Here is a 23,050-nt window from a genome sequence, read left to right as displayed (position 1 = left end):
TTTGATGAGACAGGAATGTATTCAGGCAGTACAGCAGGCAGCTAAGCGAACACTGACAGCACGTGAGATACAGGATATTGAAGATCGCATCTACCGAAACATGCGTTCACTTGCCAGAGATGACCCAGCGTCGTGGCGTCAGCTTACTGATGCTGAGAGATTACGCCGCGCCGGGCAACTGGCATCCGATGAACTTCAGCGAGAGGCTGCTCTCAAAAAACGCCGTGTCGCTTTGACCATTTCCGCCAGACAGCGCTTGGACAACTTCATTAACAACTATCAAGGCGCAGATGGAAAATTGGGTGCGCTCAATCGAACTATCGCTTTCAGTGCTGATGGTAAATCGAATTTTTTGTCTGTTGAGTCGCGTACGAAAGCTACCCGTGATTACGCATTAAGCCAGTTACAGGAGGCTTTCGAAGCTGTTGACCCTCGTTTCTTTGGCCTGTTTGAAGATGAAGCAGGCGTGCGCGATCTGGTGTTCGAGATGCGTGGGCAGAATACCGGCAATGCGAAGGCCAGAAAAGGGGCGAAAGCGTGGGGAGAAGTTACTGAACTGCTGCGACGTCGGTTCAATGATGCTGGTGGTGATATCGGGTACCTGGAAAACTGGGGTATTCCACAACATCACTCGATGGAAAAGGTTGGCGCAGTAACAAAGGGCAAGTGGGTTAGCGATGTGATCGGTAAGCTTGACCGAAAATATTACACTCGTGCCGACGGTCAGTTGATGAGTGATTCTGAGCTTACAGTCTTCCTGGGCGAAGCGTATAACACCATCGCCACTGGTGGTCTGAACAAACTTACTGATACCGGTATGCGTATTTCTGGTGCCCGCGGCAACCGTGGCAACGCATCTCGCCAGATACACTTCAAAGACGCTGATTCCTATTTGCAATACCAGCAACTCTACGGCGACCGATCGCTCTGGGAAATAATGGTCGGACATCTGGAAGGGATAAGTAAAGATATTGCGCTGGTGGAGACATACGGGCCAAACCCGGATCACGTGTTCCGATCACTGCTGGATCAGACGAAGTCAGAGACAGCAATGGCTAACCCGCAGGATACCGGTCGCATAGAGCGCCAGGCAAACAATACTGAGAACCTGTATAACTTCATCTCGGGCAAAACTCAGCCTGTTGCCAACCAGCACATTGCACGCTGGTCGGATAACATCCGCAACTGGATGGTTGCCAGCCGTCTTGGCTCTGCGTTGCTGGCGTCTTTCTCCGATCTTGGCACCATGTACCTTTCGGCAAAGGTTACCAATCTCCCAATGAATCAGCTTTTCCGTAACCAACTTGAGGCTATGGACCCAACTAACCGTACTGAATTGGCCCGGGCGCGCAGGGCTGGTCTGGCTATGGAATCCCTGCTCGGTAGCGTGAACCGTTGGGCGATGGATAATATGGGCCCGTCTGTCTCCCGGTGGGCTGCAACGGCGGTGATGCGAGCCAGTGGATTAACAGCATGGTCCGACGCCCATAAGCGCGCCTATGGCGTGACAATGATGGGTAGTCTTGGTGACGTTGTTACCAGAACGCCAGATCTGAAAAGCCTTTCAAATGACGATTTTCGCATCCTGAAAAGTAAGGGTATCACCGACACTGACTGGAACGTGTGGAAACTGGCTCAGCAGGAGGACTGGGGTAAAGGCAATAATACGATGCTGACTCCGGAAAGTATCATGCGCATTCCTGATTCTGCTGTGCAGCACCTTGGTGCACCAGAGCGTGTAAAATTCGAGGCTATGCGTAAACTTCTCGGCGCTGTCACTGAAGAAGTTGATATGGCAGTTATTACTCCTGGTGCACGCGAACAGATGATTACCGGATCAGGCATCCAGCGCGGGACGTGGAAAGGGGAATTAACCCGCAGCGTATTCTTGTTCAAGTCATTCCCGATCTCTGTTGTGATGCGTCATTGGTCGCGCGCTATGGGTATGCCGTCTGCCGGTGGCCGTGCGGCATACATCGCGACGTTTATCGCCAGCACGACAATTCTTGGTGCACTTTCTCAGCAACTAAACGACATGGCATCAGGCCGGAATCCGCGAGATATGGCTGGTGAAGATGCTGCTAAATTCTGGCTTGGTGCGCTGCTGAAAGGTGGTGGTCTTGGGCTGTACGGTGATTTCCTGCTGTCGGACCACACCCGGTACGGTAGCGGTGCACTGGCTTCAATGCTCGGCCCGGTAGCTGGTCTGGTCGACGACGTTATCAAAATCGGGCAGGGAATCCCGCTGAATGCGGTTGAAGGAAAGAGCGAGCAGACTGGCGGTGATCTGGTTAAGCTTGGCAAAGGCCTGACACCTGGTGCTAATATCTGGTATCTGAAGGCAGCGCTTGACCATATGATTTTTAACCAGATGCAGGAGTATTTTTCCCCTGGCTATCTGCGTAAGATGGAACAGCGCTCGAAGAAAGAATTTAACCAGACATACTGGTGGCGACCTCAGGATGTTACTCCGCAATAAGGATGTGAAAATGATTTCTTTTATTCTTGTTGTGTTGGCACTCGTCGCACTTGGAATAATGAACCGTAAAGGCATCATTGAAGATGGGGAATTTGCCGTCGCAGTTGTTTTAATATTATCTGGTATAGCAGGGTACATAGGTTTGCCATACCATGACTGTGACATGTCACGAGGCCGCAACAGCGGCCTTTTATTTTTCATTAAGTGGTTTGCTTGCGTAACTGTTCGGCACAGTAATCGAGATGTGTTTGCAGATCCTGCATATTCATTTGAGAACTTGTGACGTAATTCACAAGCGCAACTAGTTCAGCTAACGGCCCATCAACGTTGAAGCCGTCTTTATCGAGTTCCCGCAGCAACTTCATAAGATGCGAGTCCTCCACCAGGGATCTAACGCCTATCGGCGTGTGTATTCTCTCTTCAAATCCTTCTTCCATCGGATGGTGATACTGCCGTTGCATCTCTTCTTCTCCATGCAATTACTGTATAAACATACAGTAGCAGAACATCTATGTTCTATCCAGCATGAAATGCAAATTACCTGTAAGGTAATAAAGCAACTGATTAATACCTAAACGATTCATATAAGGTTTATTGGGTAATAGAATGATCCAGAGTGCATGCGCGCCGGGCGCAAAAGCAATCTGGAGAAAATGACATGACGGTTTCAACCGAAGTTGACCACAACGATTACACAGGGAACGGGGTAACGACGTCTTTCCCTTATACCTTCCGAATTTTTCAGAAGTCTGATCTGGTTGTGCAGGTTGTTGACCTGGACGAGAACATCACAGAGCTGATTCTTGATACAGATTATACCGTTACAGGTGCGGGAGGGTATACAGGCGGAAACGTAATACTGTCAACACCACTGACAAGTGGATACCAAATATCAATATCACGCGTACTGCCAGTGACGCAGGAAACCGACCTACGTAATCAGGGAAAATTTTTCGCAGAAGTGCATGAGGACGCTTTCGATAAACTAACGATGTTGATTCAGCAGGCTATTAGTTGGCTGCGTCTCTCCCTGCGTAAGCCATCATTTGTAGCCAACTACTATGATGCGCTTGGCAACTACATCCGCAATCTTCGTGACCCGTCACGGCCTCAGGATGCAGCAACGAAAAATTATGTTGATAACCTTAGTGAAGGTAATAATTCCTATGCGGATAATCTTTTTAGTAGAACGCTTAGAGTTCCTGAGAAAATAAACACTCTACCATCATCGCTGGATCGGGCTAACAAAATCCCTGCTTTTGATAGTAATGGAAATGCAATTGTTATCATCCCGCAATCTGGCTCAGCATCAGATGTATTGATCGAACTTGCTAAACCATCTGGGTCTGGTTTAGTCGGATTCTCACACAGCAATAATTACAACCCAGGGATGGTTGGTGAAAAGCTTCAAAACGTTGTTTATCCAACTGACGCCCCATTTTATGCACCAACCGATGGGACTAGCGATGCAACGACTGCGCTTCAAAGCGCCATTACCCACTGCGAGGGAAAAAATGCAGTTTTATGCATCAATAAAAGTTTTTCGGTCTCTGACAGTCTTTCAATTTCATCACCGCTATGTGTATTTGCCATGAATGAGCAGTGCGGGATTGTATCATCCGCTCCAGCCGGGCATGCTGCTGTTATTTTTAATGGAGATAATATTTGCTGGAATGGTGGTTTTATTCGTGGTTTAAATCAACCAAGTAGTTCCACTATAAGACAAGATGGCGTCCTGCTTAATGGGAATGATTGTGTTTTAGATAATGTCTCTATCAATGGTTTCTTCGCTAAAGGGTTACATACCTCTAATGCAGATGGGAGCGGTGTTGGCATCCGGGACTATGGTACGCGAAATACCATCAGTAAGTGCCGGGTAGAGTATAATAAATTCGGCATATCTCTCGAAGGGAAAGACGGTTGGGTACTCGGAAACTATGTGAGTAACCATTACCGGATGTCTTCTGAAGCCAAGCCGTGGGACGATACCAGTAACTACTGGGATGGTATTGTTGGCGGCGGTGAATGGCTTGGCGTTGCAACCGGATATCTGATTGATGGTAATGAGTTTGAGGATAATGGTCAGAGCGGTATCTATGCTGGTGGCAACGGGGGTATTTTCGCCAAGAACAGGATTACTAATAACCACATACATGGAAACTGGAATCGCGGTATAGATTTTGGGGTTGTACAGCGTCTTGCTAATAGTGATGTTTATGAAAATATAATCACCGACAACATAGTGCATAACAACCGAGCAGCTAACATATGGTTAGCTGGCGTTCGGGATAGCATAATAAATAACAATAACTCCTGGTTTACTGATGATTATCGGTCTATGTTCGCTGGGAATTTTGATGCCTGCGTGTGCCTGACGTTAGCAGACGGCGGTGAAAAAGCAGCGCCAACCGGTAATCAGGTAAACGGTAACCGGTGTAAGACCTTGGAATCTGATGATCAGATCAGCGGTTTTACGTTAAATATTACAGACACCGCCAGAGGAAACCAGGTACGGGATAATGTGTTGTCCCCTATAGGGGAGGCATATATTCCAAATCCAGAACTATATGCTGTTAATAATATCGATATCCCTACTGAGTTCGCATTCACACCGCAACTCATAGGCGGGTCAGGTGTGACACTGGGTAACAGTTCTGGCAAGTTAACCGCTAACGGAAATGTGTTTAGCCTAAGTTTGTCTATCTCTGCCCAGTCTGTCTCATCCCCAAGCGGCAGCCTGACAATCGGGTATATACCGGGGCTTAGTGGTACTAGTGTTCGCCATCACAACGTACGAACGGAATTCTATAACAACCTGAATACTACAATGCAACGGGCGCAGCCGTACGTAAATATCGGTGATAGCGCGGACCAATTGCGTGTATACAGACTGGCTGATGGATTATCTAAAGATGATTTACTAGAGTATTTTATGTCTAATTCAGATCTACGTATGGTTGGCGATATTGAAATAGAGCCATATAACTTTAGCCGTTCAGTTACCGTGGTTGGGCATAGCTTCTGTACCAGTGATGTTATGAGCACAGAGTTGAACCGGCTGCTTGGTACCGATATATACAACTTCGCCAGGGGCGGGGCTAGTGATGTTGAAGTTGCCATGTCGCAAGAGGCAATAACACGACAATATGCGCCTGTAGGCGGGTCAATACCTGCGTCTGGTTCAGTAGCTCTTACGCCTACGGAAGTAGGTATATTCTGGAACGGCGCTACGGGGAAATGTATCTTTGGAGGTATCGACGGTACATTTTCAACAACGCTGGTAAACGCGGGAACTGGTGAGACTCAGCTTGTATTCACGCGTGATTCTGCTGGTAGTGCGGTAAGTGTGTCAACAACTGCAACATTTGCTATGCGGCCGTATACAAGATTTAATACAAATACTATCCCAGCAGGGCGAAAGCACTCTCTGCATAGGGATGATATCTATATCGTTTGGGGCGGTCGTAACTCAACTGACTATACTAGATATGTGTCAGAGTTGCATACCATGGTTGCTAATATGCATACTCAGCGCTTTGTTATTTGCCCTGAGTTTCCTTATGATACGGAGACAACGGGAACTACTGGAGCTACAAATTTAGCAGCTCTCAATAACAACCTGAAAGCCGATTTTCCAGATAACTATTGCCAAATTAGCGGCGTTGATTTATTGCAGAACTTTAAAAGCAAATATAACCCAGCCTATGCAGGAGATGTAACTGATATTGCAAACGGTATAACCCCTCGCTCTCTGCGAGAAGATAACCTGCACCCATCTGAAACACTACAGCCAAATGGCTTGTATATAGGTGCAAAAGTAAACGCTGATTTTATTGCTCAGTTTATTAAGTCGAAGGGGTGGGGTGGGTAATTCACATTGTATCTGGTGGGCTATTACACCCACCAGATTTTTTATCTTGACGTTCTGATTAATCTCGAGATCACAACAGATAAAGAAAGGAAACACCACATTTCTATGTCATACGCGGTATATAATGTGCAAGACATCACAAATGATGATGCAATAAATACAAAAGCTAGTTGTGGATTAAGGTTTTTAAGATATATGAAAAGAGAAATTATCATTGCTATATAAAATGCAGCGCCAATCGCACCTAAATCCAAATAAGTATTTAAATATAGATTATGGACATTTGGTTCACCATTATAATATGCGCTGTATTTTGGAAGAAAATCTCTCGCTGATAATAATCCATTACCAAACAGTCCTATAACATCAGTGTTTGAAATCACAGCGATCCAGTATAATATCCTTATTGACATACCATCAGAAAGTTGGCCTTGATTTATAGAAGACAATCTTAGGTAGTCAAATATATAAGGTGAAGCGATAGCCAAAGCAGTTATTACAAAAAACGCAGCAACCATTTTCATAGCAACGCCACGGCTTGATGTTATTTTATAAAGTGCAAGTATAGCTATAAGGAATGCCACCGGTGTCCGTGACATACTTAAGAAGCCAGTAATTAATACTATTAGCATCCATATCACTGCTCCTTTTTTATAAATTGTTTTATGTAGTATGTATTGCAATATACCGAATAAAGCGACTTTTGCGCCGAACATGTTTTTATCATTTCCGCCAAAAAGTGCGTAGTCGCTGTCAAATATAAAGCTAGCTGTATATGAGTTACTGGCAGTTAACCCATACCCTCCGGACTGTATGTGTAAAAAAACAACTTGTATAAAACAAAATAAAATAATAGCACTAATATATCTGTGTATTATTTTCAGCATGTCAATACTATTTGTTTTTTCATAGCTAAATATACTTGATATAATTAAGAATGAGATTCCTAATATTGATTTTATGATTGCCGTGACTGTGTCATCATCCTGAATTGTATACGTAGAGGTGAAAATAATTAACAATAGTATCAATGATGCAAAAAAAGAAAAAACATAAAATTTCAGTGATATCCTATACAACATCATAAGCAAAGAAATTGCGAATACCACTGGGTATATTTTTATTGGCAAAAAAATAGAAACCATAGAAAGACCGATTAAATGAGAAATTATCCTCGATCTTGATGTGATAAATTGGCTTTTAAAATTAATCTCTTGCATTTTTATTCCGAATTATTCGCAACGTTTCTGTAATTTTGCATTACTTTGCTTTTCTTCATGCTCTGATTTTATTTTTGAATATATAAATGCCATTATTGAAACTATCTCAATGGCAGCTATTAAATTTGATGTAACGTCATCTTTCCCTGCAACAAAATACACAATAACATGAGAAGAAATAAATAAAAATAAAATATTAATTACTATCTTCATTACGTAGTCCTGTGATGGTGTGCATTTTCATTTCTACAATTTTACCATATGGGTAATTTTCTCGCCATGTTTATAGATTGCATCATTCCATATGTGGTTTATTGTGTATGATGAACTCACCAACTAAGGGGGTTCGTTATGCACAGTAAACGGTGGTCACTATGTCAGCTCAGCTAACCAGTGAGTCTTTAAATCAGTGGCTTAGTATGGGTTCTCTGGCTGCGGTTATCGCAGGAGTCCCTCCAGAGGTGGCTCTTGGAGCTTTATCAGGCGCGGTAATATTTATTACCTCAGCCGTTGAGTATCCAATACGCCGCCGGGTTCTCCTGTCGATGCTCAGCTTTCTCTGTGGGCTTCTCTTCTACAAACCAACAGCATCAATCCTTATCGGCGTAGCCAGCCTGATCCCAACTATCACGCAGGATTCATTCGAGAAAGGGATCGTCTTCTCTGCTGGCGCGTTCGTGTCGGCAATCGTCGCAGTACGTATTGGTATCTGGCTCTATCACCGTTCCGACAATCCACGCGATTTAATCCCGGGGAGAAAAGACGATGACAACTCATGAGCTGCTTTTACTCATTGCCAATGCGGTTATCTGTTCTGCGATAGCAATCCGTGTTGGAACCTTCCGGCGTAATGGATCGCAACACCGCAGGTGGGGTGGGTGGATAGCCTACTTCCTTATCGTGGCATCAGCCAGCATCCCAGTACGTGCCGCATATGCAATCTGGTATCACACGCCAATGGCCGCTGATTTATCAGAGGTCATCATCAACGCTGTCATGCTTGCCGCTGTTCTGAAGACGCGCGGTAACGTCGTGCAGATGTTCAAAATATCGAGGTCTCAACATGGACATTAACCAGTTCCGGCGCGCAGCCGGTATCACTGAGCAACTGGCAGCACGCTGGTATCCACATATCACTGCAGCCATGAATGAATTTGGCATTACCAAGCCAGATGACCAGGCGATGTTTATCGCACAGGTCGGGCATGAGTCAGGAGGATTTACCCGGCTACAGGAAAACTTCAACTACAGCGTTAACGGGCTGTCCGGGTTTATCCGTGCCGGGCGAATCACTCCAGACCAGGCCAACGCACTCGGCAGGAAAACATATGAGAAGTCTCTTCCTCTGGAGCGTCAGCGTGCAATTGCCAATCTGGTGTACAGCAAGCGCATGGGAAATAACGGACCGGGCGACGGATGGAATTATCGCGGTCGTGGACTTATTCAGATCACCGGCCTGAATAACTACCGCGACTGTGGCAACGGCCTGAAGGTGGATCTGGTTCAGAATCCTGAACTGCTGGCGCAGGACGAATACGCGGCCCGCAGCGCGGCGTGGTTCTTCGCAACCAAAGGCTGCATGAAGTACACCGGCGACCTGGTGCGCGTCACGCAGATCATAAATGGCGGGCAGAACGGTATCGACGACCGGCGCGCGCGGTACATAACTGCCAGTAAGGTGCTGGCGGTATGATCTGGGCATTCGTCAAAGCGTACTGGAAACAGTTGCTTATCGTGTTGATGCTTGCTGCTCTGGTCATCGTCGGGGTGGTTGCCTGGAATGTTCACGGCGATCGACAGTATGACGCCGGATATGCGCAGGCAAAAGCAGACCGTAAAGCCGAAGATGATAAAGCTCGTCAGCACGACGAAAAGGAGAAAGCTACCAATGAACGTGAAGCGCAGCGTGCACTCGACCGGGCGCGCAATGATGCTCTTGATGCTGCCGCTCGTGCTGGCAGGTTGCAGCAACAGCTCGTTGCCATCCGTGAGCAGCTCAGGCAGTATAACGCCATTGTCGGCGCTGGGTCGTCAGCCGCAGACACCGGAGTTTTGCTTGCCGACGTGCTCAGCAAATCTCTCGAGCGAAACCGACAACTGGCAGAGTACGCTGATCGGGCAGCCGAAGCCGGAAGAGTCTGTGAAAAGCAGTACGATTCGTTGACCCGGTGACATGGCATTTTTCATGGTACTGATTTCCGGTGACGGTATATAAAACGGTATGGTGAAAATCTGTTTTCATAAAGTTGTTACAATTCAATAAGTTATGTGTATTGTAAATAATTGAGTGGGAATAAGTCGATAACCCTTCCTGTGTTTTCATGAACAGGTAAAAGTGAATTTAACCCTCTGTTTTTGCAGAGGGTTTTTATTTATGTGCATAGATGCATTTTCTGTGTAGCGCACAGCTCCTGACGGCAAATTTGACGTAATCCTCGGAAAAGTAAACAGTACGAGATCGATGGAGTAAGCAGCAGGAGTTCGAGCGAATGCGGCAACGTTTTGTGCTGTCTCAGCTCACTCATAGTTTTCCTCGAATTGCATGCAGGAAAGCCAGACTACAATGTCCGTTGTGAGCGAGGAGAGGTCGTCCCATCCAGCGTAAGAACGTAAAAAAACCGCCGTGAGGCGGTTTAGTTGTTCAGTTAGGAAGTGACGCTTGCGAGTCGTGCTGCAAATCCAATGAAGAACATACCTACCAGCGTGTTTCCAATGGTTGATAATCTACGGTTGCCTTTCAGACGGCTTAGCAGATAAGAGCCGCAGAAAACGAGGAAGCCGAAATAAACGAGAGTAATCGCGAACATTACCGCAGCAAGAATGATAAACGCCATCCAGGAGTGTTCAGCCTGAACATTGATGAACTGGGCGAAAAAAGAGATATAGAACAGTAGCGTCTTTGGATTCAGTAGAGTAACCAGCATTCCGCGTCCGATGATCCCCTTAGCATTAGCTGAAGATTTCTTTTCCTCACTCGTTTCGATAGCTGGCTTAAAGATAGTGCGTATCGTCTGGACACCGAGATAGAAAAGATAGGCAGCACCTGCGTATTTGATGGCGTTAAACAAGGCAGGGGTTGAGCTTATGACCGCAGCCAGCCCACACCATGCCAGCAGAACCAGAAGTACGTCACTCATGAGAATGGAAAATATTGCAGCAAAGCCTCGTTTGATGCCGCTTGTAATGCTTGTTTTAATCACGAACATGGTCTCAGGGCCAGGAGCAAGGACTATCAGTGTCGCACCAAGCAGATACGTCCAGAAATTCACGATACCAAAATCAGCAAACATTTTTACCCCAGCTCTATCGTTTTCAACGAGGTTATTCTAACGTAACAGGCCATAATGAAAACACATCATGGCTACTTTCAATTCAGCCAATGTTCGCTTCTGGCACCAGGCCGACTACGCCTAAAAAGTTTCAGAGCTTACTGGGCTCTTTACAAAACAAATCCTGACGTATGGGACTGGTCACCTTATTCTCCTCCCACGACGGTTATCTTCCTGATTTCGCATTGACACTGGCGGATAGGGCGGAACCGCAGGTGACCTTTGAGTATACGTTTATGGTAAAGCACTGCATCGACACAATAGCGGGTTCCTGAAACGCGTTGAGGTTGAGCGGCATCCGGCTATCGCAGAGATACTTACACAGTTTGAGAGTACCGTACGCCAGTGCCCGCTGGGATGCCAGATTTGCCCTGAACTTGTGCCAGCTACCGGGAGTTTAACCACGCTGAAGGCTATCGGGTTTTGTATTCGGTCAAGGGAATCTTAGTAACCGCGTATATGATCTTATCACCCAGGCAGGATATTCCGCAGTCGCTCTTTAAGCGTCTGATTATGGTCTGAACCCATTGAGTGGGATTGACTTTCTGTGTTAACGCGAAAGCTTCTTTTTCTTGCGCGGGCTTTTTAACGGATAACAGCTTAACGTTGTCCCGGCGTGGTGACAGAAAGCGATGACTGTTGCGCTTCTTTTTTATCCTGATGGTGCTGCCAGGCGCCGATAGAAGAGTAGACGAAACGTCCAAAGAAGAAGAGAAAACTGATAAGCAGTACGATACGGGTCATGCGAGTGTTAAATCGATGTCGTTTTCGCATACTGTTGGCCTGACTCACAAAGGGTTCCTTAACGTTGGCCCAGCGGTATGGGCGGGATCAGGCTGAGTTCTTCAAGGGTATTATCAGGGCGAAGAACGTAACAAGCCTGCGTTCACTCTACATTAAGGCATACTGCGAACCGATGGTCAATTCCTCTTAATGTAAAATTGCGTCAGTTGATTTATCTTATATTGTTATGGAAGATAATTTTAGTATTTACATTAATAATAAATTAATGATAACAAAGAATAAAAAGACGAATAAAGGCTGCAGGAGAAAGGTAATAATTGACTTAAATCAAATGTTACTTTTGTTTAATAATTACAATCGATGACTATCGTGTGATGTATATCGCATCATCAATTTAAAGTCAGGTGGGATGCCTGTCTGTTAACGCCCCTTTGGGATTGGGGGGTTCTGCTGAGCATCTATGAAGCTGAATAAAACTTATATAAATATCAGAGATAAATGGTGGGGACTACCGCTCATCCTTCCTTCGATTTTACTACCTGTTTTAAGTAGCGCAAATACTTATGCGCTTACCAGCACTGGAAATGTGGTTCTTTTTTACCTGCCGTTAGCTTTTATGCTTAGTCTGATGCTCTTTTTCGGCTGGGCAGCACTGCCGGGCATTGTGCTTGCTATCTTCTGGCGCAGATACCCGCAGACAGGGCTGTATGAAACCCTTTCTGTGACGATGCACTTTATCATTACTATCGTGCTAAGCTGGGGCGGCTATCGTGTCTTTTCCCCCCGGCGAAACAATGTTTCCCACGGCGACGCCCACCTGTTGTTTCAACGAATGTTCTGGCAGGTATTTTGTTCAGCGACATTATTTCTGGTCATTTACCAGTTTGCCGCTTTTGTTGGCATGTACGAAAGTAAAGCCAGCCTGATGGGGGTAATGCCCTTTAATATCAACACGCTGATTAATTACCAGGCGTTACTGGTCGGTAACCTTGTCGGCGTGCCATTGTGCTATTTTATTATTCGTACTCTCCGCAATCCGCTGCACCTGCGGGGGTATTATCAGCAATTAAAGCTACAGATTGATAGCAAGGCCACTAAAAAAGAGATCGTTATTTGGCTGGCTGTATTGACTATACTAATGTTTATACTGTGTATGCCATTGACGGATAATAGCTCAATATTTAGTACCAACTATACGCTTTCGTTATTATTGCCGGTCATGCTGTGGGGCGCGATGCGCTATGGCTATAAGTTTATTTCAATTATCTGGGCCGTCGTGCTAATTACGTCGATTCATTATTATCAGCGTTATATGCCCTGGTATTCAGGTTATGATACGCAATTAGCGATTACCTCTTCGAGCTATCTGGTTTTTTCTTTTATTGTTAATTATATGTCTGTACTGGCCACGCGTCAGCGCGTAGTGAGTGGTCGCGCACGGCGCCTGGCCTATCTTGACCCGGTTGTACATCTTCCCAATTTACGTGCGTTAAATCGCGCGCTTAAAAATGCACCCTGGTCTACGATCTGTTTTTTACACGTGCCGGGTCTGGAGCTATTGGGTAAAAATTATGGCGTCATGTTACGTATCCAGTATAAGCAAAAGCTCTCTCACTGGATTACGCCGATGTTGGCCTCAAATGAGTGCGTCTACCAGATGTCAGGGCACGACCTGGTGCTGCGTCTTAATACAGAGGCGCATCAGCAGCGTATTGAAGCGCTGGATAAACATATTAAGCAGTTTCGTTTTATCTGGGACGGACTGCCGCTACAGCCGCCTGTCGGCGTGAGCTACTGCTGCGTACGTTCTCCGGTTAGCCACCTTTATCTTCTGCTAGGCGAATTAAGCACCAGTTCCGATCTTTCGTTGACGACTAACGCGCCGGAGGATTTACAGCGGCGCGGCGCAATGCACCTGCAGCGCGATTTGAAGGGCAGAATTGCGATGATGAATCGCCTGCAACAGGCGTTGGAGCACGATCATTTTTTCCTGATGGCGCAGCCTATTTTTGGTGTTCGTGGGGACGTTTACCATGAAATCTTACTGCGACTCAGGGATGACAACGGCGACGTTATCAACCCGGACAATTTTTTACCCGTGGCGCATGAGTTTGGTTTGTCTTCCGCTATCGATCTCTGGGTGATTGAAAACACGCTGCGGTTTATGGCGGCCAGCCGGGAATATATGCCCGCGCATCGTTTTGCCATTAATCTGTCGCCAACATCGGTATGCCGCGCCCGTTTTCCTGCAGAAGTTAAGCAGCTGCTTACGCAATATCAGGTTGAACCCTGGCAACTGGTTTTTGAGGTAACGGAAAGCAACTCTCTCACCAATGCTGAGCAGGCGCAGTTGACGCTGGGACAGCTACAGCAGTTTGGCTGTCAGATAGCGATTGATGATTTCGGTACTGGCTACGCCAGCTATGCGCGGCTGAAAAACGTTGACGCCGATATTCTTAAAATTGACGGCAGTTTTATTCGCAATATAGTGTCAAACAGTCTCGATTATCAGATTGTGGCTTCTATTTGTCATTTAGCGCGAATGAAAAATATGCAGGTCGTCGCGGAGTATGTCGAGAGCGAAGAAATACGAAGCGTAGTGCTGTCGTTGGGGATCGACTATCTTCAGGGATATTTAATTGGCGAGCCGCAGCTATTATCTGAGATTCAGTAAAGGCAGACGCCGCAGCGCGGCGTCTGATCCACAATTTACGCGGCGATCTCCGGCGAGCTTTCTTCCTCAATATTGAGACGCCAGCCAGTTACCGCTTCCCAGTACTGCTGTTCTTTTTCCAGATCAAGCAGTACCAGCGCATTCTGGCTGAACCAGTCATGCGGAAAACATAACGTCCAGTGGCTGTCATCGGTCGTTAGCCGCAGCGTCGGCGGTGTGGTGGTCGCCTGCCGCTGGTTGTTCAGTAATACGCCCAGCCGAAGTAGCTGAATTAACGGCAGATACTGTTTTTTCTTAAACAGCGTAAAGCGGGGCATATCATCCAGTTTTATGGCTTTACGATGATAACGCACCAGCGTCGCCATCATCATTTGCTGCTCCTGATTAAAGCCGGGCAAATCGCTGTGTTGCAGAATATAAGCCGAATGGCGATGTAAACCGCTGTGATTAATATTCAGTCCAACCTCATGCAGCATTGCCGCCCAGCGGAGCAACGCTTCAAGCTGCGGATGCGCCAGTTTTGGCTGCTGGGCCTGCCACTGCTCGTACATCTGCATGGTGGTTTCCAGCACACGTCTGGCCTGTTCTCTGTCAATGTTGTATTGATTGGCCAGACTTTTTGCGGTACGGCTGCGAACATCCTGATGGCGGAAGCGGCCTTCCATTTCATACAGTACGCCTTCGCGCAACGCGCCGTCGGAAAGGCGAAGCTCGCGGATAGCCAGAGCATCAAAAACGCCGCACAGAATCGCCAGGCCCGGCACAAAGACCGCTTTTCGTTCTTCAGACAGACCCGGCAGGCTGAGCGCATTAAAGGAGCGGTGCTTCAACACTTCTGACTTCAGTTTATCGAGGCGCTCCGGCGTAATGAAGCCATCTTTCTCACCCAGCGCCAGGAGAACTTCATGAGCGGCCTTAATCGTACCGGAAGCGCCCATCGCCACGTTCCAACCCTGAATACGATACTGCCAGGTTAAGGTTTCCAGTTTTTGCGCCGCCGCCATTCGGGCGCGCTGGAAGTTTTCTTTATTGATAACGCCGCCGGGAAAGTAGAGCTGCGCGAAGCTCACACAGCCCATACGACGGCTTTCAACCAGCCTGGGTTCGAAGTTTTCGCCAATGACCAGCTCTGTTGACCCGCCGCCGATATCGATCACCAGCTTGCGGCCTTTTTCCGGCTGCGTATGTTCTACGCCCATAAAAATCAGGCGCGCTTCTTCGTTACCGGAAATAATCTCTATCGGGTAGGGAATAACCTTTTCCGCGCGTTTGAGAAAATCAGCGGCATTTTGCGCCTGACGTAACGTATGGGTGCCTACGATACAAACGCTGGAAGGGGAGAAACCTTGTAAGCGTTCAGCAAACAGCGACAGACAGCTAAGCCCCCGTTCCATGGCTTCTTCGCTGAGTTTGTTATCTGCGCCCAGCCCGTCCGCCAGATGGACGCGCTGTTTTAAACGGCCGATAATCTGCATTGCGCCGTCAACCACGCGGGCAATGACCATATGAAAGCTGTTTGAGCCGAGATCGACCGCAGCGAACTCCTGCGGGCGAGGGGATTTATCGTAAATTGGCATAGCGTTAGTCTGGTTGCTCGAGTGATTTGATGTAGTCATAAATTGCCAGCTGCGCCTGAACTTTACGGCGATTGCCGCGCGGTACGTAGCGGTTGCTGAGTTCTTTATCGATAAAACGCGCTTTTACCGTGTCGCTAAACAGAATGTCAATGATATCCAGGACGCGTTGTTTAAGCCGCGGGTCGAGGATAGGCGTAGCGACTTCGATACGGTAGTCAATATTACGCGTCATCCAGTCAGCTGAAGAGAGCCAAACTTGCTTATCACCGCCGTTTTCGAAAATATAAACCCGATCGTGTTCAAGATAGCGATCCACGATGCTAATCGCGCGAATATTATCGCTAATTCCTTCCAGTTGCGGAATAAGAGAGCACATACCGCGCACCAGCAGATTGACCTGGACGCCTGAACCCGACGCGGCGTATAGCCTGTCGACCAACCCTTTATCGACCAGGTTGTTAAGCTTTAAGGTAATCCCTGACGGTAAGCCTTGCTGGGCATTGGCGATTTCACGATCGATCATCTCATACAGCAGACGCCGTGAGTTTTGTGGAGAAACCATCAAATAATCGAAAGTGACCGGGCGATAGGGGTTTTCAATAAAATTAAAGACCCGGCGCACTTCATTGGTAATGCGCGCATCGGCGGTCAGCAGCGAATAATCGGTATACAGCCGCGCCGTTTTCTCGTTGAAGTTACCGGTGCCGATATGCGCATAACGCACCACGTCATCGCCCTCTTTTCGTGAGATGAGAAAGAGTTTGGCGTGAATTTTCAGCCCGGGCGCAGAGAAAATAACGTGGACGCCCGCTTCGGTTAACCGCTTGGCCCAGTGAATATTCGCCTCTTCATCGAAGCGCGCCTGCAACTCCACCACCACGGTGACTTTTTTGCCGTTATGGGCGGCATGGATCATCGAGTCAATAATGCGCGAGTCTTTCGCTACGCGATAAATATTGATTTTGATCGCCAGCACGCTTGGGTCAAACGACGCCTGGCGTAGCAGTTCCAGCACATGTTCAAAGGTGTGATAAGGATAATAGAGCAGCACATCACGTTCACGAATCGCGTCGAAACCGTTACGAAACTTCTCTTTATCAAACCAAAGATGGCGTAACCGCGGTAACGGCTTATTGACCAGGTTGGCTTTACCGACATTCGGAAAATTAATAAAGTCTTTAAAATTGTGGTAGCGCCCGCCGGGTACGATTGAGTCATACCGGGAGATCGTCAGTTTTTCCCGCAGCACGTCGACCAGCGCGGCGGGCATATCGCGTTGATAGACAAAGCGCACAGGTTCAGCGGTCAGGCGCTGCTTCAGGCTGGAGGACATCAGCTCCATCAGACTGGATTCCATCTCATGCACCAGATCATATTCGGCATCGCGGGTCATTTTCATCGAATAGGCATTAAGCGCGTCATAGTCGAAGAACCCTTTAAAAATGTCATCCAGGCAGTAGCGCAGAATATTATCCAGCAGGATCATCGGCTTGCGTCTGCGCGGTGTCTCCGGCGGCAGATTAACGAAGCGTGGGACTTTGTCGGACGGTATCTCCAGCAGCGCATAGTTGATGGTGTCGCCGCGGATAATCTCCACCGCCAGATAGGTGTAATCATCTTTTAAAAACTGAACAAGATCCGTCTCCCGGTTAATGAGAATCGGGGTAATATGCTGGCGCAAATAGTGCTTAAAATAGTGGCGCAACCAGCTTTGTTGGTTCACCGAGAGCTGACGCTCGTTGATCAGAAAGATTTGATTACGCGCCATTTCCAGCAGTAATTCGTTGTACAGGCCGTCGAACTCCTGGTCTGCTTTCAACACGCGGGACTGAATTTTGCCTAACAAATGGCGTGAATGAGAATTTGAACCCTGTTCTTCGCTGATAATAATGCGTCGTTTCAGTTCAGCGAAACGCACTTTGTAGAACTCGTCGAGGTTATTAGAATAGATTCCCAGGAACCGCATCCGCTCAATCAACGGGTTGGATTTGTCCGCCGCTTCCTGTAACACGCGTTCGTTAAATGCTAACCAGCTCAGTTCTTTCTCGATATATAGCTTTTCCTGACCCATTACTACCTATACTCCGTTTTATTCACGGGACACTGCCTGATGATTATGGCGAGCATTACGCGTTAATGTCCAACTGCGCCAGAAAAATATGACAATAAACTGATAGCATAAAGGAAGGGAAAAGAGTAGGCCGGATAGGCATTTATGCCGCCATCCGGCAAGCAGACGCAGTCCTGTTCGATGACGTATTATTCGTCAGACGCATAACCTTGCGGCGGCAGACGACGCCCGTCCAGCCAGGCGGCGTTATCGCGCATCTTTAGACGCCCCTGCGCAAACCAGCTAATCACCAGCGGATAAATCGCATGTTCCTGAGTTTGTACGCGTGCGGTGATATCATCTTCGCTGTCGTCGGCAAAAACCGGCACCTTCGCCTGGAGAATGACCGGGCCGCCGTCGAGTTCGTCTGTCACGAAATGTACCGAGGTACCGTGCTCCTCATCGCCGTTTTCCAGCGCCTGGCGATGGGTATGCAACCCCGGATATTTTGGCAGCAGGGAAGGGTGAATGTTCAGCAGACGCCCGTAGTAATGCGCGACAAACATCGGACTCAGAATACGCATAAAACCGGCCAGCACGACCACATCGGGCGCATACGCGTCTATCTTGCGAATCAACTCGCGATCGAAGGCGTCGCGGCTGTCAAACCGATCGGCAGTCAGCGCTTGCGCCGGAATGCCGGCTTCTCTGGCGCGTTCAAGGCCGAACGCGTCGGCCTTATTGCTGAATACTGCCCTGAGGGTACCTTTAATTTTCTTCGCTTCGCAGGCATCGATAATCGCCTGTAAATTGCTTCCATTGCCGGAAATCAGCACCACAATATTCATTATTCAATAACCACACGCTGTTCGGAATCAGAGGCTTTGATGATACCGATTTTCCATGCGTTTTCACCTTTCTCGTTTAGCAGAGCAAGCGCTTTGTCCGCTTCCGGAGCGGAGAGCGCAATCACCATGCCGACGCCGCAGTTAAAGGTACGGTACATTTCATGTCGGCTGACATTACCGGCGGTTTGCAGCCAGGTAAAGATGGCGGGCCACTGCCATGACGACTCATTAATTACCGCCTGGGTATTCTCCGGCAGAACGCGCGGAATATTTTCCCAAAAGCCGCCGCCGGTGAGATGGGCGATAGCGTGTACATCGATGTTTTCAATCAGTTCCAGAACCGATTTTACGTAGATACGGGTCGGTTCAAGCAGATGATCGGCCAGCGGCTTCCCTTCCAGCAAAGTGGTTTGTGGGTCGCAGCCGCTAACGTCAATAATTTTCCGCACCAGCGAATATCCATTCGAGTGCGGGCCGCTGGAGCCGAGCGCAATCAGCACGTCGCCTTCGGCAACCCGGGAGCCGTCGATGATTTCTGATTTTTCGACTACGCCGACGCAGAAACCCGCCACATCGTAATCTTCGCCGTGATACATGCCCGGCATTTCCGCCGTCTCGCCGCCGACCAGCGCGCAGCCGGATTGCAGGCAGCCTTCGGCAATACCGTTGATCACGCTGGCGGCGGTATCGACATCCAGTTTACCCGTGGCATAGTAATCGAGGAAAAACAGCGGTTCCGCGCCCTGAACGACCAGATCGTTTACGCACATCGCCACCAGATCAATACCGATAGCGTCGTGACGCTTTAAGTCCATCGCCAGGCGAAGTTTGGTGCCTACGCCGTCAGTGCCGGAAACCAGTACCGGTTCACGATATTTTTGCGGCAACGCGCACAGCGCACCGAAACCGCCCAGACCGCCCATAACCTCCGGGCGGCGAGTTTTCTTCACTACGCCTTTGATTCGATCAACCAGAGCGTTACCCGCATCAATATCGACGCCGGCATCTTTATAGCTAAGAGAGGTCTTATCGGTCACTGCCTGGTTCCCCACGTTTTTTCTTGCGGTAAAAGTTAAATTCGGCGCAATTCTAACAGGGAAAGCAAACGTTTGCGAGCGTGGTCTGCGCCCTGGATATCCGGACGATTTTTTTGGCATGGTTTCGGTCGCTGCTTGAAAATTTCCCTGTTGGTAAAAAAGAAAAGGATATCCAGCACTTGGTTTACGACAGGCGGTCGGGACAGGCCATTCATCCTTAAAATTGCTAAGATTCAAACGGTTGTTAGCCTTTATCGCCTGTTTCAACGTGAGTGATTTATACTCACTTTTCCACTATCAGCGCTTTTGGTTGATCCAGGTCAAGCATACATTGTGTTGCGTCAGAGAGGAAAAGCGGTATAATCCGGCGATTTTTTTTGTGGTTGCCAGTCATCTGAGGATAGGAGAAGAGTATGAAGATCGTGGAAGTCAAACACCCACTCGTCAAACACAAGCTGGGTCTGATGCGTGAAAACGACATTAGCACTAAACGCTTTCGTGAACTCGCCTCAGAAGTAGGCAGCCTGCTGACGTATGAAGCGACAGCCGACCTGGAAACGGAAAAAGTCACCATCGAAGGCTGGAATGGCCCGGTGGAAATCGACCAGATCAAAGGTAAAAAAATTACCGTTGTGCCGATTCTGCGCGCGGGTCTGGGCATGATGGAAGGCGTTCTGGAAAATGTACCGAGCGCGCGTATCAGCGTAGTCGGGATGTACCGTAACGAAGAGACGCTTGAGCCAGTACCTTATTTCCAGAAACTGGTATCGAACATTGATGAGCGCATGGCGCTGATCGTCGACCCGATGCTGGCGACCGGCGGTTCTGTCATCGCGACCATCGACCTGCTGAAAAAAGCCGGCTGTAGCAGCATTAAGGTGCTGGTGCTGGTCGCCGCGCCGGAAGGCATTGCGGCGCTGGAAAAAGCGCACCCGGACGTTGAACTGTACACCGCCTCTATCGATCAGGGGCTTAACGAGCACGGATACATTATTCCGGGGCTTGGCGATGCCGGCGATAAGATTTTTGGTACCAAATAAGTGAATAAATAATTAAAAGCCGACTTTAAGAGTCGGCTTTTTTTTGAATAAAACAACTCATAACAAACACACTTAGAGGAAAACACTATGACGCGCCGTGCTATCGGGGTGAGTGAAAGACCGCCGCTTTTACAGACAATCCCGCTTAGTTTACAGCACCTTTTCGCCATGTTTGGCGCGACTGTGCTGGTGCCAGTTCTGTTTCATATCAATCCCGCGACGGTGCTGCTGTTTAACGGTATCGGAACGTTGCTGTATCTCTTTATCTGCAAAGGTAAAATTCCTGCCTACCTCGGATCGAGCTTTGCCTTTATTTCCCCGGTATTACTGTTGTTGCCGCTGGGTTATGAAGTGGCGCTGGGCGGTTTTATTATGTGCGGCGTGTTGTTCTGTCTGGTCTCTTTCATCGTTAAAAAAGCGGGCACCGGCTGGCTGGATGTGATGTTCCCGCCTGCGGCAATGGGCGCAATCGTTGCCGTCATCGGTCTGGAGCTGGCTGGCGTCGCGGCGGGGATGGCCGGATTACTGCCTGCGCAAGGGCAGTCGCCGGACACGAAAACAATTATTATCTCCATGGTCACGCTGGCGGTGACGGTGTTCGGCTCCGTACTGTTTCGCGGTTTCCTGGCGATCATTCCGATTTTGATCGGCGTGCTGGCGGGCTATGCGCTGTCATTCGCGCTGGGGGTGGTCGATACCACGCCGATTGCCCAGGCACACTGGTTTGCGCTGCCGACCTTCTATACGCCGCGTTTTGAATGGTTCGCGATCCTGACGATTCTGCCCGCGGCGTTGGTCGTGATTGCCGAGCATGTCGGTCATCTGGTGGTGACGGCGAATATCGTCAAAAAAGATTTAGTGCGCGATCCCGGTTTGCACCGCTCGATGTTCGCTAACGGACTGTCGACGATCATTTCCGGTTTCTTCGGCTCCACGCCGAATACCACTTATGGGGAAAATATTGGCGTCATGGCGATCACCCGCGTTTACAGTACCTGGGTTATCGGCGGCGCGGCGATTTTCGCCATTCTGCTTTCCTGCGTCGGCAAACTGGCGGCGGCGATTCAGATTATCCCGTTACCCGTGATGGGCGGCGTCTCGCTGCTGTTGTACGGCGTCATCGGCGCGTCGGGGATTCGCGTCTTGATCGAATCGAAAGTCGATTACAACAAAGCGCAAAACCTGATCCTCACCTCGGTGATTTTGATCATCGGCGTGAGCGGCGCGAAAGTGCATATCGGCGCGGCAGAATTGAAAGGGATGGCGCTGGCGACCATCGTCGGGATTGGCCTGAGCCTGATTTTTAAACTGATTAGCCTGTTGCGTCCGGAAGAAGTGGTTCTGGAGGCAAATGATGCGGAGCCTCCGCATCAGTAACGGGTTGCCGGGCAGCGATGCTGCCCGGTTCTATCTCACGGGAATTATGTGGTAAACTCAGCGCGATTTTATGTCATCCTGGGTTGAGGTATCTCTGAACACACCGGCACAGCTCTCTTTGCCACTTTATCTTCCTGACGACGAAACTTTCGCAAGTTTCTGGCCGGGGGATAACGCCTCTCTACTGGCCGCGTTACAAAACGTGTTGCGCCAGGAACATAGTGGATATATCTACCTTTGGGCGCGTGAAGGCGCGGGCCGCAGCCATTTACTGCACGCCGCCTGCGCTGAACTGTCGCAGCGTGGAGATGCGGTAGGCTACGTCCCGCTCGATAAACGTACCTGGTTCGTGCCGGAAGTGCTCGACGGTATGGAACACCTCTCGCTGGTGTGTATTGATAACATTGAGTGCGTCGCTGGCGATGAACTGTGGGAGATGGCGATCTTTGATCTCTATAACCGCATTCTGGAGTCCGGTAAGACGCGGTTATTGATCACCGGCGATCGTCCGCCAAGACAGTTAAATCTGGGCTTGCCCGATCTCGCTTCCCGTCTGGACTGGGGGCAAATCTATAAACTCCAGCCTCTTTCCGATGAAGACAAACTTCAGGCGCTACAGTTGCGCGCCCGGTTACGGGGGTTTGAACTGCCGGAAGATGTCGGGCGGTTTTTACTCAAACGTCTTGATCGCGAAATGCGCACGCTGTTTATGACGCTGGATCAGCTCGATCATGCGTCGATCACTGCCCAGCGAAAACTGACGATCCCGTTTGTCAAAGAGATCCTGAAACTGTAATACGCCGC

Annotated in this window: 19 protein-coding genes and 2 pseudogenes; 12 read left to right on the top strand and 9 right to left on the bottom strand. The window is 48.6% G+C overall.

Features of this window, described 5'->3' with window-relative positions:
- Window positions 1-4: 4 nt before the first annotated feature.
- On the top strand, window positions 5-2,479 hold the full coding sequence (locus NA197_RS16035; RefSeq protein ID WP_052938612.1) for a hypothetical protein: 2,475 nt from the start codon (window positions 5-7) through the stop codon (window positions 2,477-2,479).
- 200 nt (window positions 2,480-2,679) lie between these two features.
- On the opposite strand, the gene NA197_RS16030 is transcribed toward NA197_RS16035, so the two are convergent.
- Window positions 2,680-2,940: a hypothetical protein gene (locus NA197_RS16030; protein ID WP_052938613.1), complete on the bottom strand. Its 261-nt coding sequence runs from the start codon at window positions 2,938-2,940 to the stop codon at window positions 2,680-2,682.
- Window positions 2,941-3,137: 197 nt separating this feature from the next.
- Between NA197_RS16030 and NA197_RS16025 the strand changes: the two are divergent.
- Window positions 3,138-3,839, top strand: a pseudogene (locus NA197_RS16025) (right-handed parallel beta-helix repeat-containing protein); the annotation flags it as partial.
- A 2,552-nt stretch (window positions 3,840-6,391) separates the two neighbouring features.
- Here NA197_RS16025 and NA197_RS16020 read toward each other — a convergent pair.
- Both NA197_RS16020 and NA197_RS16015 read right to left on the bottom strand, forming a co-directional pair.
- Window positions 6,392-7,570, bottom strand: a complete 1,179-nt coding sequence (locus NA197_RS16020; protein WP_023231203.1) for an O-antigen ligase family protein — start codon at window positions 7,568-7,570, stop codon at window positions 6,392-6,394.
- Window positions 7,571-7,582: 12 nt separating this feature from the next.
- Window positions 7,583-7,783 carry a hypothetical protein gene (locus NA197_RS16015; RefSeq protein ID WP_015971056.1) on the bottom strand — a complete coding sequence of 67 codons (201 nt, stop codon included), beginning with the start codon at window positions 7,781-7,783 and terminating at the stop codon, window positions 7,583-7,585.
- Between the two features lie 161 nt (window positions 7,784-7,944).
- Here NA197_RS16015 and NA197_RS16010 point away from each other — a divergent pair, with 161 nt between their 5' ends.
- From NA197_RS16010 to NA197_RS15995, 4 genes are read left to right on the top strand one after another with little or no spacing between them, the layout of a single operon-like run.
- Window positions 7,945-8,349 carry a putative holin gene (locus NA197_RS16010; RefSeq protein ID WP_001275998.1) on the top strand — a complete coding sequence of 135 codons (405 nt, stop codon included), beginning with the start codon at window positions 7,945-7,947 and terminating at the stop codon, window positions 8,347-8,349.
- Window positions 8,336-8,644: a phage holin family protein gene (locus tag NA197_RS16005; protein ID WP_015971058.1), complete on the top strand. Its 309-nt coding sequence runs from the start codon at window positions 8,336-8,338 to the stop codon at window positions 8,642-8,644. The genes NA197_RS16010 and NA197_RS16005 overlap by 14 nt, the downstream gene beginning before the upstream one ends.
- Complete coding sequence (locus NA197_RS16000) at window positions 8,634-9,263, top strand: glycoside hydrolase family 19 protein (RefSeq protein WP_015971059.1); 630 nt, start codon at window positions 8,634-8,636, stop codon at window positions 9,261-9,263. The genes NA197_RS16005 and NA197_RS16000 overlap by 11 nt, the downstream gene beginning before the upstream one ends.
- Window positions 9,260-9,742, top strand: coding sequence for a DUF2514 domain-containing protein (locus tag NA197_RS15995; protein ID WP_015971060.1), 483 nt, complete (start codon window positions 9,260-9,262; stop codon window positions 9,740-9,742). Before NA197_RS16000 ends, NA197_RS15995 begins: the two co-directional genes overlap by 4 nt.
- Window positions 9,743-10,215: 473 nt before the next feature.
- On the opposite strand, the gene leuE is transcribed toward NA197_RS15995, so the two are convergent.
- Window positions 10,216-10,860: a leucine efflux protein LeuE gene (gene leuE / locus NA197_RS15990; protein WP_000457102.1), complete on the bottom strand. Its 645-nt coding sequence runs from the start codon at window positions 10,858-10,860 to the stop codon at window positions 10,216-10,218.
- A 417-nt stretch (window positions 10,861-11,277) separates the two neighbouring features.
- Here leuE and NA197_RS15985 point away from each other — a divergent pair.
- Window positions 11,278-11,421 (top strand): annotated as a pseudogene (locus tag NA197_RS15985) (hypothetical protein); the annotation flags it as partial.
- Window positions 11,422-11,499: 78 nt separating this feature from the next.
- Here NA197_RS15985 and NA197_RS15980 read toward each other — a convergent pair.
- A complete protein-coding gene (locus tag NA197_RS15980; protein ID WP_000075924.1) occupies window positions 11,500-11,691 on the bottom strand; it encodes a YfgG family protein in 192 nt (63 codons plus the stop codon).
- Window positions 11,692-11,869: 178 nt separating this feature from the next.
- Here NA197_RS15980 and NA197_RS15975 point away from each other — a divergent pair, with 178 nt between their 5' ends.
- Entirely contained in the window at window positions 11,870-12,007 is a 138-nt protein-coding gene (locus NA197_RS15975) for a hypothetical protein (protein ID WP_001581698.1), read from the top strand.
- 96 nt (window positions 12,008-12,103) lie between these two features.
- Window positions 12,104-14,317 carry a bifunctional diguanylate cyclase/phosphodiesterase gene (locus NA197_RS15970; RefSeq protein WP_023233510.1) on the top strand — a complete coding sequence of 738 codons (2,214 nt, stop codon included), beginning with the start codon at window positions 12,104-12,106 and terminating at the stop codon, window positions 14,315-14,317.
- A 35-nt stretch (window positions 14,318-14,352) separates the two neighbouring features.
- Here NA197_RS15970 and ppx read toward each other — a convergent pair whose 3' ends face one another.
- The 4 genes from ppx to purM all read right to left on the bottom strand — a co-directional run bounded on the left by ppx (window position 14,353) and on the right by purM (window position 19,829).
- A complete protein-coding gene (ppx, locus tag NA197_RS15965; protein ID WP_001123330.1) occupies window positions 14,353-15,894 on the bottom strand; it encodes an exopolyphosphatase in 1,542 nt (513 codons plus the stop codon).
- Between the two features lie 4 nt (window positions 15,895-15,898).
- Entirely contained in the window at window positions 15,899-17,965 is a 2,067-nt protein-coding gene (ppk1, locus tag NA197_RS15960) for a polyphosphate kinase 1 (RefSeq protein WP_000529555.1), read from the bottom strand.
- 188 nt (window positions 17,966-18,153) lie between these two features.
- Entirely contained in the window at window positions 18,154-18,792 is a 639-nt protein-coding gene (gene purN, locus NA197_RS15955; RefSeq protein WP_001028589.1) for a phosphoribosylglycinamide formyltransferase, read from the bottom strand.
- Complete coding sequence (gene purM, locus NA197_RS15950; protein WP_000130475.1) at window positions 18,792-19,829, bottom strand: phosphoribosylformylglycinamidine cyclo-ligase; 1,038 nt, start codon at window positions 19,827-19,829, stop codon at window positions 18,792-18,794. Before purM ends, purN begins: the two co-directional genes overlap by 1 nt.
- Window positions 19,830-20,242: 413 nt before the next feature.
- On the opposite strand from purM, the gene upp reads away from it, so the two are divergent.
- The 3 genes from upp to NA197_RS15935 all read left to right on the top strand — a co-directional run bounded on the left by upp (window position 20,243) and on the right by NA197_RS15935 (window position 23,042).
- Window positions 20,243-20,869, top strand: coding sequence for a uracil phosphoribosyltransferase (upp, locus tag NA197_RS15945; RefSeq protein WP_000706208.1), 627 nt, complete (start codon window positions 20,243-20,245; stop codon window positions 20,867-20,869).
- An 87-nt stretch (window positions 20,870-20,956) separates the two neighbouring features.
- A complete protein-coding gene (gene uraA / locus NA197_RS15940) occupies window positions 20,957-22,246 on the top strand; it encodes a uracil permease (RefSeq protein ID WP_000198339.1) in 1,290 nt (429 codons plus the stop codon).
- Between the two features lie 94 nt (window positions 22,247-22,340).
- The gene (locus NA197_RS15935) at window positions 22,341-23,042 is read left to right on the top strand and encodes a DnaA inactivator Hda (protein WP_061835882.1); all 702 of its coding nucleotides are present in this window, start codon (window positions 22,341-22,343) and stop codon (window positions 23,040-23,042) included.
- Window positions 23,043-23,050: the final 8 nt, after the last annotated feature.

Source organism: Salmonella sp. NW884 (assembly GCF_051700745.1).
GTDB classification, from domain to species: Bacteria; Pseudomonadota; Gammaproteobacteria; order Enterobacterales; family Enterobacteriaceae; genus Salmonella; species Salmonella enterica.
Note: the sequence above shows the minus strand (reverse complement) of the source record. Positions and strands in the feature narration are given on the sequence as shown.